This is a genomic window from Sphingobacterium sp. JUb56, from assembly GCF_014191365.1.
In the GTDB taxonomy this organism is placed as follows: Bacteria; Bacteroidota; Bacteroidia; order Sphingobacteriales; family Sphingobacteriaceae; genus Sphingobacterium; species Sphingobacterium anhuiense.
In genome coordinates, this window is record NZ_JACHWL010000001.1 from 4085897 (window position 1) to 4101573 (window position 15677).

17 protein-coding genes are annotated in these 15677 nt (G+C 36.0%); 3 read left to right on the plus strand and 14 right to left on the minus strand.

Annotated features, from left to right (window positions below; translation table 11 throughout):
• Window positions 1-151: 151 nt before the first annotated feature.
• Together asnS and FHR29_RS17370 are read left to right on the plus strand one after the other, a co-directional pair.
• Window positions 152-1597 carry an asparagine--tRNA ligase gene (asnS, locus tag FHR29_RS17365; protein WP_132843754.1) on the plus strand — a complete coding sequence of 482 codons (1446 nt, stop codon included), beginning with the start codon at window positions 152-154 and terminating at the stop codon, window positions 1595-1597.
• A gap of 100 nt (window positions 1598-1697) precedes the next feature.
• Complete coding sequence (locus FHR29_RS17370) at window positions 1698-2318, plus strand: L-threonylcarbamoyladenylate synthase (protein WP_021188797.1); 621 nt, start codon at window positions 1698-1700, stop codon at window positions 2316-2318.
• On the opposite strand, the gene FHR29_RS17375 is transcribed toward FHR29_RS17370, so the two are convergent.
• The 7 genes from FHR29_RS17375 to tilS form a co-directional block, all read right to left on the minus strand.
• The gene (locus tag FHR29_RS17375; protein ID WP_183915996.1) at window positions 2313-2759 is read right to left on the minus strand and encodes an SRPBCC domain-containing protein; all 447 of its coding nucleotides are present in this window, start codon (window positions 2757-2759) and stop codon (window positions 2313-2315) included. The genes FHR29_RS17370 and FHR29_RS17375 overlap by 6 nt on opposite strands.
• A gap of 44 nt (window positions 2760-2803) precedes the next feature.
• Window positions 2804-3376, minus strand: a complete 573-nt coding sequence (locus FHR29_RS17380; RefSeq protein ID WP_183915998.1) for a Crp/Fnr family transcriptional regulator — start codon at window positions 3374-3376, stop codon at window positions 2804-2806.
• A 29-nt stretch (window positions 3377-3405) separates the two neighbouring features.
• Window positions 3406-3732 (minus strand): DUF721 domain-containing protein, encoded by a 327-nt coding sequence (locus FHR29_RS17385; RefSeq protein ID WP_021188794.1) that lies wholly within the window; start codon window positions 3730-3732, stop codon window positions 3406-3408.
• Entirely contained in the window at window positions 3725-4828 is a 1104-nt protein-coding gene (gene recF / locus FHR29_RS17390; RefSeq protein ID WP_021188793.1) for a DNA replication/repair protein RecF, read from the minus strand. The genes FHR29_RS17385 and recF overlap by 8 nt, the downstream gene beginning before the upstream one ends.
• 35 nt (window positions 4829-4863) lie before the next feature.
• A complete protein-coding gene (locus FHR29_RS17395; protein ID WP_021188792.1) occupies window positions 4864-5187 on the minus strand; it encodes a DUF4834 family protein in 324 nt (107 codons plus the stop codon).
• A gap of 92 nt (window positions 5188-5279) precedes the next feature.
• Window positions 5280-5774, minus strand: a complete 495-nt coding sequence (locus tag FHR29_RS17400; RefSeq protein ID WP_132772360.1) for a hypothetical protein — start codon at window positions 5772-5774, stop codon at window positions 5280-5282.
• Window position 5775: 1 nt separating this feature from the next.
• A complete protein-coding gene (tilS, locus tag FHR29_RS17405) occupies window positions 5776-7101 on the minus strand; it encodes a tRNA lysidine(34) synthetase TilS (protein ID WP_183916000.1) in 1326 nt (441 codons plus the stop codon).
• A gap of 142 nt (window positions 7102-7243) precedes the next feature.
• Between tilS and FHR29_RS17410 the strand changes: the two genes are divergently transcribed.
• On the plus strand, window positions 7244-9601 hold the full coding sequence (locus FHR29_RS17410) for an OstA-like protein (RefSeq protein ID WP_260292180.1): 2358 nt from the start codon (window positions 7244-7246) through the stop codon (window positions 9599-9601).
• A 70-nt stretch (window positions 9602-9671) separates the two neighbouring features.
• Here FHR29_RS17410 and FHR29_RS17415 read toward each other — a convergent pair whose 3' ends face one another.
• The 7 genes from FHR29_RS17415 to FHR29_RS17445 form a co-directional block, all read right to left on the minus strand.
• On the minus strand, window positions 9672-10250 hold the full coding sequence (locus FHR29_RS17415) for a DUF417 family protein (RefSeq protein ID WP_183916002.1): 579 nt from the start codon (window positions 10248-10250) through the stop codon (window positions 9672-9674).
• Window positions 10251-10330: 80 nt separating this feature from the next.
• Entirely contained in the window at window positions 10331-11149 is an 819-nt protein-coding gene (locus tag FHR29_RS17420) for an AraC family transcriptional regulator (protein WP_183916004.1), read from the minus strand.
• A 129-nt stretch (window positions 11150-11278) separates the two neighbouring features.
• Complete coding sequence (locus FHR29_RS17425) at window positions 11279-12130, minus strand: glycosyltransferase family 90 protein (RefSeq protein ID WP_260292184.1); 852 nt, start codon at window positions 12128-12130, stop codon at window positions 11279-11281.
• A 116-nt stretch (window positions 12131-12246) separates the two neighbouring features.
• Entirely contained in the window at window positions 12247-12819 is a 573-nt protein-coding gene (locus tag FHR29_RS17430) for a non-canonical purine NTP diphosphatase (protein ID WP_132772372.1), read from the minus strand.
• Between the two features lie 67 nt (window positions 12820-12886).
• Window positions 12887-13444 (minus strand): hypothetical protein, encoded by a 558-nt coding sequence (locus tag FHR29_RS17435; protein ID WP_183916009.1) that lies wholly within the window; start codon window positions 13442-13444, stop codon window positions 12887-12889.
• A 7-nt stretch (window positions 13445-13451) separates the two neighbouring features.
• Window positions 13452-14432 carry a deoxyhypusine synthase family protein gene (locus tag FHR29_RS17440; RefSeq protein WP_021188785.1) on the minus strand — a complete coding sequence of 327 codons (981 nt, stop codon included), beginning with the start codon at window positions 14430-14432 and terminating at the stop codon, window positions 13452-13454.
• A 133-nt stretch (window positions 14433-14565) separates the two neighbouring features.
• A complete protein-coding gene (locus tag FHR29_RS17445; protein ID WP_168128249.1) occupies window positions 14566-15663 on the minus strand; it encodes a mandelate racemase/muconate lactonizing enzyme family protein in 1098 nt (365 codons plus the stop codon).
• Window positions 15664-15677 lie beyond the last annotated feature (14 nt).

Consider the following 15677-nt stretch of genomic DNA (forward strand, 5'->3'; position numbering starts at 1 on the left):
AAATCTCAGAGGCTTTTTTAATTAAAACAAATACCGAATATTTCTAAATAAATAAAGGATTTTTATAAATTATACCCTATTTTTGAGTTTCATACAAAAAAATAAGATCCTGATCTATTATTTAGACCTGATTTGAAATGCCACAATAAAAATGGAACATACACGTATAAAAGAATTATTAAATGCCACTGAATTTGGGCATGAAGTTATTGTTAAAGGATGGGTTAAAACTTTCCGAAACAATCAATTTATAGCAATCAATGATGGATCTTCCATTCACAACATCCAAGCAGTAGTTGATTTCGAAAACACACCCGATGCTTTATTAAAAAGGATCACAACAGGTGCTGCATTACGCGTAAAAGGAAATTTAATTGAATCACAAGGTAAAGGTCAAAAAGTTGAGATCAAAGTAAATGAGTTGACGATCTTAGGTGATTCAGATGCTGAAAAATATCCTTTGCAACCGAAAAAACACAGCTTAGAATTTTTACGTGAAATCGCTCACTTACGTTTCCGTACAACGACATTCAATGCAGTCTTTAAAGTACGTAATGCCTTAGCATTTGCTGTTCACAAATTCTTCAATGACAAAGATTTTGTGTACATGCATACGCCAATTATTACTGGTTCTGATGCAGAGGGTGCTGGTGAAATGTTCCGTGTAACTTCATTAGATCTTAACAATATTCCACGTACAGAAAATGGTGATATTGATTTTAAAGAAGACTTTTTTGGTAAATCTACTAATCTAACCGTATCAGGACAATTAGAAGGTGAATTAGCGGCTATGGCCCTTGGGAATATCTATACCTTTGGTCCAACTTTCCGAGCTGAAAATTCTAATACAACCCGTCACTTAGCAGAATTCTGGATGATTGAACCAGAAATGGCATTTTATGAGTTGGAAGATAACATGGATTTAGCGGAAGATTTGTTGAAGTATGTCATCAAGTATGCGCTGGATACCTGTCCTGAAGAAATTGAATTTTTAAAAACACGTTTATTAGAAGAGGAGAAAAATAAACCTGCGGCAGAAAGAGCAGAATTAAATCTAATAGATAAATTAACGTTTGTACTGAATAATGATTTCGAACGCGTAACCTATACAGAAGCGATCGACATATTGAAGCGCAGTAAACCAAATCAAAAGAAACAATTTAAATACTTAATTGATGAATGGGGAGCTGATTTACAGTCCGAGCATGAACGTTATTTAGTAGAGAAACATTATAAAAAACCGGTGATCCTGATTGATTATCCAGCGGAGATCAAATCATTTTATATGAAGCAAAATGATGTAGATGCTAATGGACACAAAACAGTACGCGCGATGGATATTCTTTTCCCGGGAATCGGTGAAATGGTGGGCGGATCACAACGTGAAGAAAACTTAGATAAGTTATTATCACGTATGGCTGAAGTCAACATCCCTGCGGAAGAAATGGAATGGTTCTTAGATACACGTCGTTATGGCTCAGCTCCGCATTCCGGTTTTGGACTAGGATTCGAGCGTTTGGTATTATTTGTAACAGGAATGACCAATATTAGAGATGTTATTCCGTTCCCTCGTACACCGAACAACGCAGAATTTTAATCGATAACAATACGATAGCAAGCGGTCAAAACATATCCAGTTTTGACCGTTTTTCTTTTATCTATAAATAATTTGTAATTTAGTACTATATCTCAACGTTATGTTAGTCCGAATTTACGATAATAACCCCAATGAAAAGTCAATACAGCAAGTTGTTGACGTTCTAAAAAAAGGCGGAGTCATCATCTACCCCACCGATACGGTTTATGGTATAGGATGCGACATTACAAATCAGAAAGCAATAGAAAAAGTTTGTGAAATTAGAGGATTAAAGGCAGATAAAGCCAATCTATCCTTTATTTGCTATGACTTGACAGATATATCTTTGTATACCAAACCATTTGATACAACCGTTTTTAGAGTATTAAAAAAAGCCCTTCCAGGTCCATTTACATTTATCTTTAATGCCAGCAGTCAAGTTCCAAAATTATTAAGTTCCAAAAAGAAAACAGTGGGTATCCGTGTTCCTGATAATAATATCGTACGCGAAATCGTACGTGTGCTTGGTAATCCCATTGTTACAGCCTCCATTCGAGATGAAGATGACATTCTAGAGTATTCAACAGATCCAGAATTGATCCATGAAAAATATGAAAATCTAGTCGATTTAGTAATTGATGGTGGTTATGGTGATAATGTTGCTTCTACAGTAGTTGACCTTACAGAGGGCGAATTTGAAGTTATCAGAGCTGGCAAAGGAAACTTAGAGGAATATCTATAAGATATTCCTATTCTCCACCTGTTTCTTTAAAGCTTCATTAAAAGACTTAAAACCATTGGAGGTTACACCATAAATCATTTTTCGAAAAAAATAAACAAACACTCCGGAAAAGTATTCACCTTGAGTCACAACTGTTGCATGATCGGATTTTTTTTCGAGTATAAAATAATGTTCGCCATCGAACAAACCTGGAATAAAAAGACTGCCTTTCCAACGAAGCTCCTTCTGAGGATTGATTACTAAAAACATCGGATTCATGGTCATACTTGGTCCATCAGGCTGTTCCAATCTAACCTTCGATCTTTCTCCAACGCTTGGAATAGAAAAAAAATGCTTAATTGTAGGGCTCCAGATAGAGTAACTATTAAAATCAGCTAATACATTCCAAACTGATTCGATTGATGTATTAATAGTAATTGTCTGTTCGATATGTGCTTTCATATACCAAAACTAGTATATTCAAATAACCATACACTTGACTTTTATCAAGAATTAATTTTTGCTCTTATTCGGCTCAATGTTTCTGGAGACATACCCAGTACAGACGCAATGTATTGAAGCGGCACTCGGTTAAACAGCGCTTTATGCTGTTCAAAATATAAATGATAGCGTTCTTCTGCCGTATACGCTATAAAGTTATATATGCTATCTTCCAATTGTAAAAAACATTTGGCTATAAATCTTTTTTCCAACCGGTTCCAATCAAGGATCTGCTGTTCAAATAAAAGATAATCCTGTTTAGAAATGGAAAGTAACTTCGTATCCTCTAAGACCTGAATACTCCATCTGGCAGGCTCATCAAAAAGAAACGAAGATAAGTCAGTAACGAAGTACCCCTCCTGCCCTATCCATTGCGTAACCTCGCCTGAAGCATTTTCTTTAAACACGCGGACAATACCCGACTGAATAAAACTCAATCGATCACAGCGTTTACCGTGCTCTAAAAAATATGTTCCTTTTAAAAGATCCTCTTCGACAAAAGAAGATAATATGGCGGTCAGATTATTGGGGGAAACATCAAAAAGCTTCGCAATTTGATCTTGAAAAAATGTATTCATCTCCTAATACTGAAGATTTGAGAATTAAATTATAAAACGACAAGTTCTTCAACGATGACGTGACCAACATGCTCATTGACTCGTCCCAATATCTGCCTGCGCATTAAAACAAGTTCATTTTTAATTACAGCAGACTCGACCTTTACAAAGAGCTTTTTGTCTTTAATATAGATCTGTTTTGTCCGATTGGCAATAGCCTTACCTATCAACGTTGGCCATACTGCCAGAATAGAAGTTTCTTCAAATTTACGTTTCAATTTGTAAGCATCCAAAAGACGGTCAATCGCCTCTTTTATTGTGATATCATCACTCGAACGAATATATTCCAATCCGCCCTTATACTTCTTATTATACATAAACTTCACCTCCTGCTATGTCAAAGATACGCACTGGACTGGCAATCGCATCAAAAATTCGTTTAATTCTTTTTGCATCTGTATCTGTTAGAAAAATTTGACCAAATTCATCATCAGATACCATCTGCATCAGTTTGTGCGTACGTTTATCATCCAATTTGTCAAAAATATCATCCAAAAGCAATAGTGGTTTAAAGCCTTTCTTTTGTTGAAAAAAGGAATACTGCGCTAATTTTAGTGCAATTAAAAATGATTTTTGCTGACCCTGAGAACCAAATTTTTTCAAGGGCATACCTCCGTGGATGGTGAAAATTAAATCATCTTTATGTATACCCACTGTGGTTCTCTCCAGTGCCCGGTCGCGTTCCAGGTTCTTTTCCAAAATGTTCAAAAATGAATCTTCCATCAAAGGAGATTCATAGACAAGCTGGACAGTCTCTGCATTTTCAGTCAGGTATAAGTAATGCCGATCAAATTCCGGCTGAAATTCAGCCATAAAAGCAATACGTTTATTATAAATGACAGTACCAACTTCATCGAGTTGCATGTTTAGCACTTCAACAAGACCAAGATCCAATACCCCACTTTGTTTGGCCAGCTTTAATAGCATATTACGCTGGGCAATGATTTTATTGTAAATAATAAGCGTATCCAGATATTTATTATCTGTCTGCGAGATGACATTATCGATAAATTTACGGCGTTCTTCACTGCCATCAGTAATAATTAGGGTATCATTAGGAGAGATCATTACCAAAGGAAACTGACCGATATGATCAGCCAATCTAGGATAATCCTTTTTATTTTTCTTAAATTGTTTCTTTTGATTACGTTTGATGCTACAGGAAATAACATCTTGAAATTCGTTTTTTTCGAATGAACCCTGCAACATAAACCAGTCTTGGCCCTGTTTAATATGTTGCGAGTCGATGGGATTAAAATAGCTTTTACATAGGGAAAGATAATGTATAGCATCCAAAAGATTGGTTTTACCAACACCATTATCCCCCGCAAAAGCATTTACCTCCGGTAAGAATTCTAAAGAAGACTCTGAATAATTTTTAAAATTTAAAACTGAAAGCTGACGCAACCACATAGCACAAAGATACGCTATTTAGCGTAGCAACTCATCTATTTTATTTCTTCAAAATCCACAAATTCACCAGCATTGTCAGCCACTTTTCTTTTTGACTCTTGTTTAGGTGGAACATAATCTACCGATATACGACCATCTGTTTTTGGAGCTGATTGTGAACTGTTATTATTTTGACCAAATGTTTCATAATGGAACGAGCCACCACCATTGGTATAGGTAGAGCCACCTTGTTGCTGCGCTTTTTTCATAAGCTTTTCTGCAGCCTTACGCATTGCAAATGGTAATATTAATCGAATTAAGAATTTAACTAAATACCATACAGCGAATGCAATCAATAAAAATTTTAATAATCCTGCCATAACTTTATATTCGTTGTCATTTTAATCAAAAATAAAGAATCTCGTTCAAAACAGTTGTCTTAAAAATGTCAGTATATTCGATTTAACAATTTTTAAGGGTTTGTTTTGGACTTTGCTGTCTCAATTGCACGAAATAATTCCTCTTGACGTTGCGTACCAATTACGTACACCAGACCATCTTTATCTGTTAACCATACCGCATCTTTCCCACCTGCATAAAACTTAATCTTACCATTAATATGTAGATTATAAACAGGATTATTGAAGAAAAACTTACTAAATGGTTTTTTTTCCACCTTAACAATTGAACTCAATTCAATTTTAACTAAGCGCGTAGTCCATAAGCCACTCAACATCACCTTTCCTTCAAAAACTTCGATACGATACAGCAATAGATACATCATGACTACAGAGGTAATAATGATCGCTATTCCGACTAAAAAAAACAATTGACTGGAAAGTAATTGATCTATGTTGAGATAAACAGCTGTAAAACAAAACAAGGCCAGAACCAAACGTACACTTATCCAAACACGGTCCCGCCCCAAATATTGATTTTCAGTATATAGAAGTCCTTCTTTTATCATGTTATTTACAGCTTAAAATAAACACTTTATTTGTATTTCCACTTATTTTATATCGATTATCAAGTTGATAGTTTGCTACCCAGATGATATCGCCGTTACCGTTTATTAAAATTGGAACATTTCCCTTTTCAAAAACATTCACCTTATAATTATTAAAAAGATCACTCAATTTTTTACGTCCTGTCATTCCCAAAGGATAGAAATAATCACCCGTTTTCCAAGCTCTTAGCGTCAAAGGAAAAATCAGAAGATTAGCATCTATTTTTGCAATCTGCTTATCCCGAACAATAGAAACATCATGACTATAATCACAACAAAAACTATAATTTCTCCAAGATACAGATTTAGTTTCTGAAGTAATAATGGTTTCATCTTCCTGCTTATACTCTTTTTCACGAATAATCAAAAAATCGCGATCAAGTAACAGATCGTATCCCTCAGATTGAAACAATCGACCTGATTCCTTATCAAAACAAGATTGGAGATCGGTCAGCACACTTTTACTAAAACAGAATGGTGAAAATAATTCATACAACAGGGGAAGATCCGTTATATGCTTCCGAAGCTTTTCCTTTTCAATAATCCAAGCTTCTTGTTCCTTTATAAAAAGTTCATTACGAAGGGGTGTTATGAATTGTTGCAACAAAGCATAGCTTTCCTTGAAGTGAGCAATGTTCTGTTCAAAAATACGTTCAAAATCAGGTTGCATTTTTTTAAATTGCGGAATAATGTCGATACGTACTTTATTACGCGCATATTTCGTCGAAAAGTTGGATTGATCATCACGGTATGGAATCTGATATTCCTGGACATAATGTAATACTTCCTCTGCTTTAAGAAACAGTAATGGACGAATCAGGCGGTCGCGTTTTGCCTGAATGCCCTGTAGGCCTTGAAGGCCTGTTCCACGGGATAGATTTAACAGCACCGTTTCAATATGATCATTCAAATGCTGTGCAACAGCTATTTTATCAAAACTTAACGCTTCTCTTAATTCTTCAAACCAGGAGTACCGCAGTTCGCGTGCAGCCATCTGTATAGAAATGCCTCTTTCGGAAGCTATCTGCTCTGTATCGAAATGCCTCACATAAAAAGGGATACCATGCGCTTCAGCAAAATCCCGAACCAAGCACTCATCCAGATCAGATTCTGCACCACGTAATTTAAAATTACAATGAGCAATAGCTATCTGATAACCGGCCTTTGCCAATAAAAAAGTCAAAAGCATCGAATCGCGTCCACCGCTCACTGTCAACAAGATCTTATCATCAGCCTCAAAAAGGCTGTTATCTTTGATAAAAAATGTTAATCTTTCCAGCAAATTCATATATCAAAGATAATGTATATTTTTTGAGCATATATTTGTTTAAATGAAAAATTACCATTAATCAACAAGTTCAATTAAAATACATATTTTTGTCTCTGTGAAACAATACTTTTTGTCCTTTATATTTATGGCCCTGTGCCTCATGCTAGCATCAGCACAACAGCAAGATGAACTCCGTTTATTGTCGTCTTCTTACAGTGTTCTCAATTCAAAAACAGGCAATGCAATGTTTTACAGACCGGTTTATGAACATAAAGGATCTACCCTCTCTGCAGATAGCGGTTATTTACATAAAGACGACATAGGGCGCCAGTTCTTTGAAGCTTATAGCAATGTGATCATTACACAGCCTACCGGGACTCAAATATTCGCGGATAAACTTCACTACGATGCGGCTTCACAAAATGCAACGCTAACGCAAAACGTCCGTATGGTCAGTCGGTCTTCCATTCTTACGACCAATCATCTGCAGTATAACATGAGAAGTAGTGTTGGAAATTATTATGGTGGCGGCCGTATCACTAGTGGTACAGATACCATTACGAGTACCAATGCGACTTATTTCGAAAATACACAAGATGCCTTTTTCAATAAAAAAGTCGTGGTACGTACACCAAATGTCAAAATATACACGGATTCAATGAAGTATAATTCGCCTAGCAGTATGACTTACTTCTATACCCCTACTAATATCAAAGGGAATAAAGGGGAAAATCTATATACAGAAAAAGGAGATTATAATACCAATACCGGCGTAGCAAACTTCACAAAGAAAAATCTATATACCGAAGGCAGTAAAATGCTAAAAGGAGATACGTTGCATTATGACCGACGAACCGGAGAAGGAGAAGCGATCCGTAATGTTGTATTTGTCGATACGACCGATAAGTTTTATGCCTATGGGGACAAAGGATTATATCGACAGTCGGATGAATCCATCACGATGACCGACAAGCCCTTGATCATCTCTGTCGTCAAAAAAGATAGTACGCAAAGTGATTCAACAAATACTGGAAATACAAAAACCAATCCGTCCAACAAAAAAGAGGTAAAGAAGAAAGAAAAAGAAGATAAAAAGGTTAAAGAAGAAGTTGTCTCAAAAGATGATAACAAGGGAGAGAATAAACTAGTCAAATTAGATCCTGTAGTAGTACCTAAGGACTCTGTACAGATGGATTCTATATTTATGACTGCAGATACCCTGTTCTCAAAAATGATTCTCCGAAGCACCTACATACCCAAAAATTTCAAACTAAGCCGTGACGGTGGTGAGCTAGATGTAGAGGTAGATGAAGATTATGGAGACGATAATGATAGTACGGATACCGATTTTACAGCAGGTTTAGATTCTTTACAGCAGCAAGGTGATACGTTAGGAAAAAAGGAAATCAATAACGATGCACCTCAAAAGAAAATTAAAGACAAGCAAGCTGTTTTAAAAGAAAAAAACAAACAGGAGCCTAAAAAAGCAAGTCCAAATACTGAAAAAACAACAGCAAAACCTGTTGTAAAAGATTTAAATCGTTTTGAATTAGAGAAAAATAGTAAGGCTGACAGTATTTTGCGAAAAAATGCAGTCGTCCCAAAAGCAGATTATAGTGATCAAATCTTTAATAAAGCTCTTAAAGCTGCGAAAAACAATCATGAAAAACCTGCAGCTCCACCCGACACAGCAAAAACCCGTATTGTCAAAGCATACCATAATGTGCGCATGTTTAAATCCGATTTTCAAGCTGTAGCAGATTCTGTTTACTATGGTATGGCAGATTCTATGTTCAGGCTAATGGGAAAACCGATGATCTGGGCAGAGAAATCTCAAATATCCGGTGATACGATTTTTCTGCAATTTGTGAATCAGAAACTGGACAATACGTTAATTGTAGGTAATGCTTTTATGGTAAATGCAACTTTGGACTCCGCTAAATACAATCAGTTAAAAGGCCGTAAAATAACAGGATTCTTTGATAAAAACAGTTTAGAGCGGATGTTCGTTGATGGAAATGCCGAAAACATCATTTATGTCGTCAATGAAGAAACCAATGTAGCAACAGAATTATTCCATGATCGCAGCAGCCGCATTAAAATTTATATGGAAAACAATAAATTGAAAGAGTATGTTTCCATTAGAAAAGTTGATGGTAAAGTCTACCCAATTGCCCAGTTAACGCAAGAAAAAGAATTTCTACCGGGGTTTATTTGGAGGCCGGAAGATAGACCGAAGTCAAAAGAAGATTTACTCAATAGAAAACGATCTGTTGCAAAAGACGAGATTAAAGTTCCCGAGGCTGAAAACAAAGAGGGAAAACCTAAAGAGAAAACAATTAAGAATATAGAAAGCGAACCGGAGGAAAAGCCTCAAGAAGAAGTTAAAAAACAAACTACGCCTAAGCGGGAAATTCAGAAAATGGATAGTAAGGCTCAAGGAGAAAAATTGCAGGCCGTACAAGATAGCACTCTTATTAAAGCAGTTTCTCCAAATAAAGAACCGATCAAAAAGTAAGATTTAATTAAAAGATCATCAACAATGCGGCCTGTCAATAATACCGCATTGTTGATGATCTTCAAATAAGTTAATGTCTTTCGGAAACCAACAAGCGCTTAGCACTATCTGCAGCGATCACAAGACCTGCTGCCAACATAATAATATCTTTTATAACCAAACGCCCTGCTGCGGAAAGGTAGGGAAATCCATAGTGAGGTGTCGGAAAATCACCACCTAAATTTGGTACAAATGTTTCTGGCGTGGTAATCAAGAATGATAAAGTCACGAGGGACATCCCAAATGTCAAAACACCACTAAGCAATCCTATTTTCGGGAACCATATACCCAATAAAACAAAAAATCCAATTCCGACAATAACCGCTCCCAAGCCATAAGAAAATAGATATGTCCTGTTTTCATTATGCCAATCCACATTTTTTTGAACAGTTTTACCTTCAGGATTTTTATACTGCTGATACTCTGGTGCCTTCTTGCTGTAAAAAAAAGACATAACTGGACTATTGGCTACAAAAGGTACAATACCATCAGCTTCGTACTGAAATGCCTTTAAACCACCTATCCATGCCATCACAAGAAAGACCGCAAAACGTAAAATATTAATAAATTGATTTTGTAGTCCCGCTAGAAAAGAAATAAATCTGTACATAGTTGTCTATATTTGATATAGCTACAAATTTCCATTTAATAAATCAGCTATGGCATGGACAAATCGGTAAATTCAATAGATTATTTAGCCGCAATGGAGATCCCTACACGCTCTCGAAAACCTGAAGGAGAAATACCAACATTCTTCTTAAAATACCTGCTAAAGTAAAACTCATCTTCAAATTGAAGTTTTGCAGCTATTTCTTTGACAGATAAATATGTCAGATGCAACATTTTTTTTGCTTCAAGAACAACACGATCCTGGATGAATTGGGAAGGAGATTTTCCCAATTCTTTTTTAACCTTTTTGCTGAATGAATCTACTCCAAGAGCAAGTTCATCTGCATAAAATTGCACCGATCTCTCGAAAAGAAAAGCAGACTCCAATAGTTCTTGAAATTTTAGACTAACTGTCAATTCGTTCTGATAAACATCGGTATGAACAAGCTGAAGAGATTTTTCCTTACTACAAAGAGCCAAAACAAGTTGTAGATAAGATTTCAATACAGATTCAGAAAATGGACTTCCTCCATCTTTCTCCACTTCAATTTTATTAAAAATTGTTTTTATTTCAGTAAATAAAATCGGAGAAATAGTCACAAATGGTGTTAAGTAGATATTGTTAAATAATAAACCATTGCAAGCAACTTCCTTTTTATGATATTCAATGCAGTAAAAATCACCATGGAACTCCAATTTAATAATGAAAGCCGGTGTTGTCCCCTGCCACTTGAAATGTTGATAAGGGGATAAAAAAACCAAACTATAAGCCGCGCTGGAATAATTTGAAAAATCAACCGAAAATTTCGCCGAATTTTCGAACATAAAAATCTGATATAAAGCCGATTGAAAATCATCTTGAAGCGAAGATGTATGAAGATGCTGAATATCGATTAACATAGTTTTTCTTCTAAATTTTTAGCTCCATTATAATCTACTTTGAAAAAAATAAAATAGACTATTCTAGCGTTCGCTTGATTAAAGTAACATCGAATTACAGTTGGCTAAATTGAAAAGTAACACTCACTGCTATAATACTGCTCTTTGACCAGTTTTTATAAAAAACTTTTCTAATACCAGGACAGAAACCAGATCTTCTACCATCTGATTTTCAAACCGTTTCACAAACTGATGTGCATTCCTAATGATTTCTTCTGCCTTTTCCGGATTTTCGATATAATAATTTAATTTCACTTCTAAATCCGAATAATCATCTTGGATATGTATATAATGATAATCAGGGATCAATAACCCTTCCATAAACCAAGTTTCAAACTTTGGAATTGGCATTACGGCAATAGAATTTGATGACATCACCCATTTTAAATTGGTCGCCACATCATTTCCTTCTAAGGCCAGTATAAATTTATAATGTAGATGTTCTGTTATTGAAATCGCAGGTTTATACCAGCCTTTATGTTGATTCTTTTTAGAGACATCTCCTAAATCGCACAGAGGATGATCAAAATAGATCTGAAAAAAACGGCTTCTGTGCTCCTGTTGAACTGTAGCGCGTCCCAGCAACATATTTTTTTTATCTCGAAAAGCAATCTCATCTTTGATAAAATTAAAATGCCTGACTTTATCCATATTTAGCAATACTGAATTGCAGTTATTTCCTCCAATAGGTCTGCTTTTCACAATTGCAGGTGTTTTGGGAATATCAACAACATCACCTGGAATCATATCTATTCGAAGATCACCGTCAAAATATCGTAAATATTCTTTCAGATCAAAATAATAAACCGAACCTTTTTTAGGTCTCTTCATATCCTTTAAGTAGCAAGCACCCTCTCCCACTATTTGAATTTCATCTAGTTTATTGTAATAAGCCAGACGATCAATTATAGCATGGTCATAAGAAGAAAGATTATTAATCATTGCTACTCTTTTGGATCGAAACAAAGGCAAAAATGAATATTCTCGGAAACTAGCTTTCACATAATATCCAAACTTAAAATTCTTATTCTTAAAAAATATTCGTTTTATATTCATTTCTAATTACTCAAAAACGCGGCTAATTTCTGAACAGCGACTGCCCGGTGGCTGATACTATTTTTCTCGTCTGCAGTCATTTCCGCAAATGTTTTACTATAGCCATTTGGTATAAATATAGGGTCATAACCAAATCCATCCGCACCTTTACGTTCATCAATAATGTGGCCTTCAATACTACCTTCAAAAAAATGTTGCTGACCGTTTAGGTTAAGTGAAATCACTGTTTTAAATCGAGCGGTACGATTAGCGATACCTGCTAACTTCTCTAGAACCAAATTAATATTTTTTTCCATATCACGGCTACCAGAATAACGGGCCGAATACACACCTGGTTCACCATTTAATGCATCAATTTCCAACCCAGAATCATCTCCGAAACAATTTAATCCATATTTATTGACTAAATAATCTGTCTTCTGTTTTGCATTCTCATGAAAAGTAACACCTGTTTCAGGAATATCTTCATGGCAATCAATATCAGCCAAAGATTTAAGTAGGAATTTCTTTCCTACAATAGCCTGCACCTCTTCCAATTTATGTGCATTATTAGTCGCAAAAATAAGTTCAATCATCCGAATAAGATTTTATTCAAATGTATTAAATATAATAGAAAAAACAGCTAATTATCCGAGCTAAAGACTAGCTCTGTTGTTGAATTAATGACTTAAACTCAGTCCAAAAAGCTTTTTTCTTAACCATGTCTGCAAACATCTCTTCAAAACTGTATGTATTAAAGACTGTCGCAATACGACCGTGCATATAGGAGTTATGCGCAATCTCAGGCAACTTTAATGATAAAGGTTCAACGCCTAGAAGAATAATCTTTTTAGGAGTGAAAAATGACATGATTCGCTTAAAGTCATTTGGATTGTGTGCATTGGCCAAATTAACAACCGCAACATCAGCAACTGTTAGCTTAAGCGCCCCAATTGTCTTTACAAATGCCTCCTCTGCTTCCGGAGAAAAGTAAGGATAAGCGGGATATCTTAAGATAAACAGAATTCCTTTTGCTTTAGAGCCCTGATATATAAATTCCTCAACAGATTCCTGATGAGCAGTAACCTGTTGAGGATTTAAAGGTGAAGATACCGATTCAGACTGACCCGAAAAAGCTTCTACAGCATCGGCCGTCGCGAATATAGTCTCGGACATGAATGCCTGTAAAGCAATGGGGTCTGTAGTCAGTAAATTCGACATATTCTTATTATTTACCCAAAATATAAGAGAAAATCAAAGGAGCAACAATAGTTGCATCAGACTCAACTACGAATTTAGGTGTATCGATATCTAATTTACCCCAAGTGATTTTTTCATTTGGAACAGCACCAGAGTAAGAACCGTAAGATGTTGTTGAATCAGAGATCTGACAGAAGTAAGACCAGAAAGGAACATCTTCCCACTCTAAATCTTGGTACATCATCGGAACAACACAAATAGGGAAATCACCAGAGATACCACCACCGATTTGGAAGAAACCAACACCCTTACCAGAAGAGTTAGCACGGTACCACTCTGTTAAGTAAATCATATATTCGATACCAGATTTCACTGTATGAACATTTAATTTACCTTTGATTACATTAGAAGTAAAGATGTTACCTGTCGTTGAATCTTCCCATCCTGGACAAACGATAGGCAAGTTTTTCTCTGCAGCAGCAACAATCCAAGAGTTTTTAGGATCAATTTCGTAATATTGTTCCAACACTCCAGAATTAACCACCTGATATAAAAATTCGTGTGGTAAATAACGCTCACCTTTTGCTTCAGCTGCATGCCATACATCTTCCAAATGTTTCTGTAAACGACGGAATGCTTCCTCTTCAGGAATACAAGTATCTGTAACACGATTATAATGTTGATCTAATAATTCTCTTTCTTGCTCTGGAGTCAAGTCACGATAGTTAGGAACACGCTTGTAATGTGAGTGTGCTACTAAATTCATAACATCCTCCTCCAGGTTAGCACCTGTACATGAGATGATATGTACTTTATCTTGACGAATCATTTCAGCCAAAGAAATTCCCAATTCAGCAGTACTCATTGCACCACCTAAAGAAATTAACATTTTACCACCTTCTAATAGATGAGCCTCATAACCTTTAGCTGCATCCACCAATGCCGCAGCATTGAAGTGAAGGTAATTTTCCTCAATAAACTGAGAAATAGGACCTTTTTGTGTACTCATAATATTTTGTTACTTTTAATAAAATAATAAGTGTAGCAAAGGTACTGAATATTATTTATTTTAAGCTTGGAGGTCTGCCAAACAGCATGCTATTCAAGCATTTTTTAACAAATGTTAAAAAATATTTGCAATCTTAAATTACCCATCGCTCACAGGAATCCAAAAATTCCTGGTTAATATCAGCACCAATACCCGGAAGATCCGAAAGATGAATATGATATCCTTTATATTGAATACCACCGACAACAGGATCCTCTAGATGGCCGACCATACAAGTATCCAAATCATAAAACTTCACATTCGGCGCAGCATAAGCAAAATGAACTTTCGCGGCTAAAGCCAATCGACTTTCAAGCATCCCCCCTATCATACAGGGAATATTGAATTCAGCAGCTATTGCGGCAATTTTTAATGCCTCATGAATGCCTCCTGATTTTGAAAATTTAATATTAATATAGTCACAGGCATCTGCACGACACAAGCGTTCCGCATCATGATGGCTATAAACAGATTCATCTGCCATGATCAGAACCGTTGTTTCGGTACGAAGTTCAGGAAGCAAATGATCTAAATAAGTACGCATAGGCTGTTCACAAAACTGAATCTTAAAAGGTTCCAGTCCCTGCAAAGCCTCTACAGCACCTTCGTATGTCCATCCTTGATTTGCATCAATACGAATCGGCATATCAAAGCCGACCGCTTTACGGATTTCCCGAATCCTTGCGATATCCGTTTTAGGATCCTTGCCCAATTTCACTTTCAACATCACAGCCCCTGCACGGTACAACTCTTTTGCCTTAGCTGCCATTTCTTCCGGACTGGCGATACCTAACGTGATATCGGTTACGATCTCTCGTGGAATACCTTTTAAAAATTGATATAACGGAACTCCTGCATTTTTTGATGCAATATCATATAAAGCCATGTCAAATGCAGATTTTATTGTTGTATTGCCGGCTATATACATATTTAGCTCTGCGAGACGCTCCTCTATATTTAAAGGATCTTTACCTTTCCATAACTTCGCAAAGTCACGCGCTATCACTAAACAGGTGTCCTGGGTTTCCCCTACAATCATAGGAAAGGCAGAACATTCACCAACCCCAACGATTTCGGTATCCGTACGAATCCGAATAAAGGTGTTCTGTGCAAAATCCATAGTGCCTGTTGCAATGACAAAAGGCTCCATAGGAATGCTTAATCTATAAATTTCTATTTCAGTGATTTTCATGGTTTAAACTATTA

What these genes read in the sequence shown, in the direction of transcription:
- FHR29_RS17430 (WP_132772372.1), bottom strand. Translation starts at nt 12,819, where the DNA reads ATGATTGAACTTATTTTTGCGACTAATAATGCACATAAATTGGAAGAG.
- asnS (WP_132843754.1), top strand. Translation starts at nt 152, where the DNA reads ATGGAACATACACGTATAAAAGAATTATTAAATGCCACTGAATTTGGG.
- tilS (WP_183916000.1), bottom strand. Translation starts at nt 7,101, where the DNA reads ATGAATTTGCTGGAAAGATTAACATTTTTTATCAAAGATAACAGCCTT.
- FHR29_RS17375 (WP_183915996.1), bottom strand. Translation starts at nt 2,759, where the DNA reads ATGAAAGCACATATCGAACAGACAATTACTATTAATACATCAATCGAA.
- FHR29_RS17435 (WP_183916009.1), bottom strand. Translation starts at nt 13,444, where the DNA reads ATGTCGAATTTACTGACTACAGACCCCATTGCTTTACAGGCATTCATG.
- FHR29_RS17415 (WP_183916002.1), bottom strand. Translation starts at nt 10,250, where the DNA reads ATGTACAGATTTATTTCTTTTCTAGCGGGACTACAAAATCAATTTATT.
- FHR29_RS17410 (WP_260292180.1), top strand. Translation starts at nt 7,244, where the DNA reads ATGCTAGCATCAGCACAACAGCAAGATGAACTCCGTTTATTGTCGTCT.
- FHR29_RS17420 (WP_183916004.1), bottom strand. Translation starts at nt 11,149, where the DNA reads ATGTTAATCGATATTCAGCATCTTCATACATCTTCGCTTCAAGATGAT.
- FHR29_RS17400 (WP_132772360.1), bottom strand. Translation starts at nt 5,774, where the DNA reads ATGATAAAAGAAGGACTTCTATATACTGAAAATCAATATTTGGGGCGG.
- FHR29_RS17425 (WP_260292184.1), bottom strand. Translation starts at nt 12,130, where the DNA reads ATGATTAATAATCTTTCTTCTTATGACCATGCTATAATTGATCGTCTG.
- FHR29_RS17385 (WP_021188794.1), bottom strand. Translation starts at nt 3,732, where the DNA reads ATGTATAATAAGAAGTATAAGGGCGGATTGGAATATATTCGTTCGAGT.
- FHR29_RS17395 (WP_021188792.1), bottom strand. Translation starts at nt 5,187, where the DNA reads ATGGCAGGATTATTAAAATTTTTATTGATTGCATTCGCTGTATGGTAT.
- FHR29_RS17380 (WP_183915998.1), bottom strand. Translation starts at nt 3,376, where the DNA reads ATGAATACATTTTTTCAAGATCAAATTGCGAAGCTTTTTGATGTTTCC.
- FHR29_RS17440 (WP_021188785.1), bottom strand. Translation starts at nt 14,432, where the DNA reads ATGAGTACACAAAAAGGTCCTATTTCTCAGTTTATTGAGGAAAATTAC.
- FHR29_RS17445 (WP_168128249.1), bottom strand. Translation starts at nt 15,663, where the DNA reads ATGAAAATCACTGAAATAGAAATTTATAGATTAAGCATTCCTATGGAG.
- FHR29_RS17370 (WP_021188797.1), top strand. Translation starts at nt 1,698, where the DNA reads ATGTTAGTCCGAATTTACGATAATAACCCCAATGAAAAGTCAATACAG.
- recF (WP_021188793.1), bottom strand. Translation starts at nt 4,828, where the DNA reads ATGTGGTTGCGTCAGCTTTCAGTTTTAAATTTTAAAAATTATTCAGAG.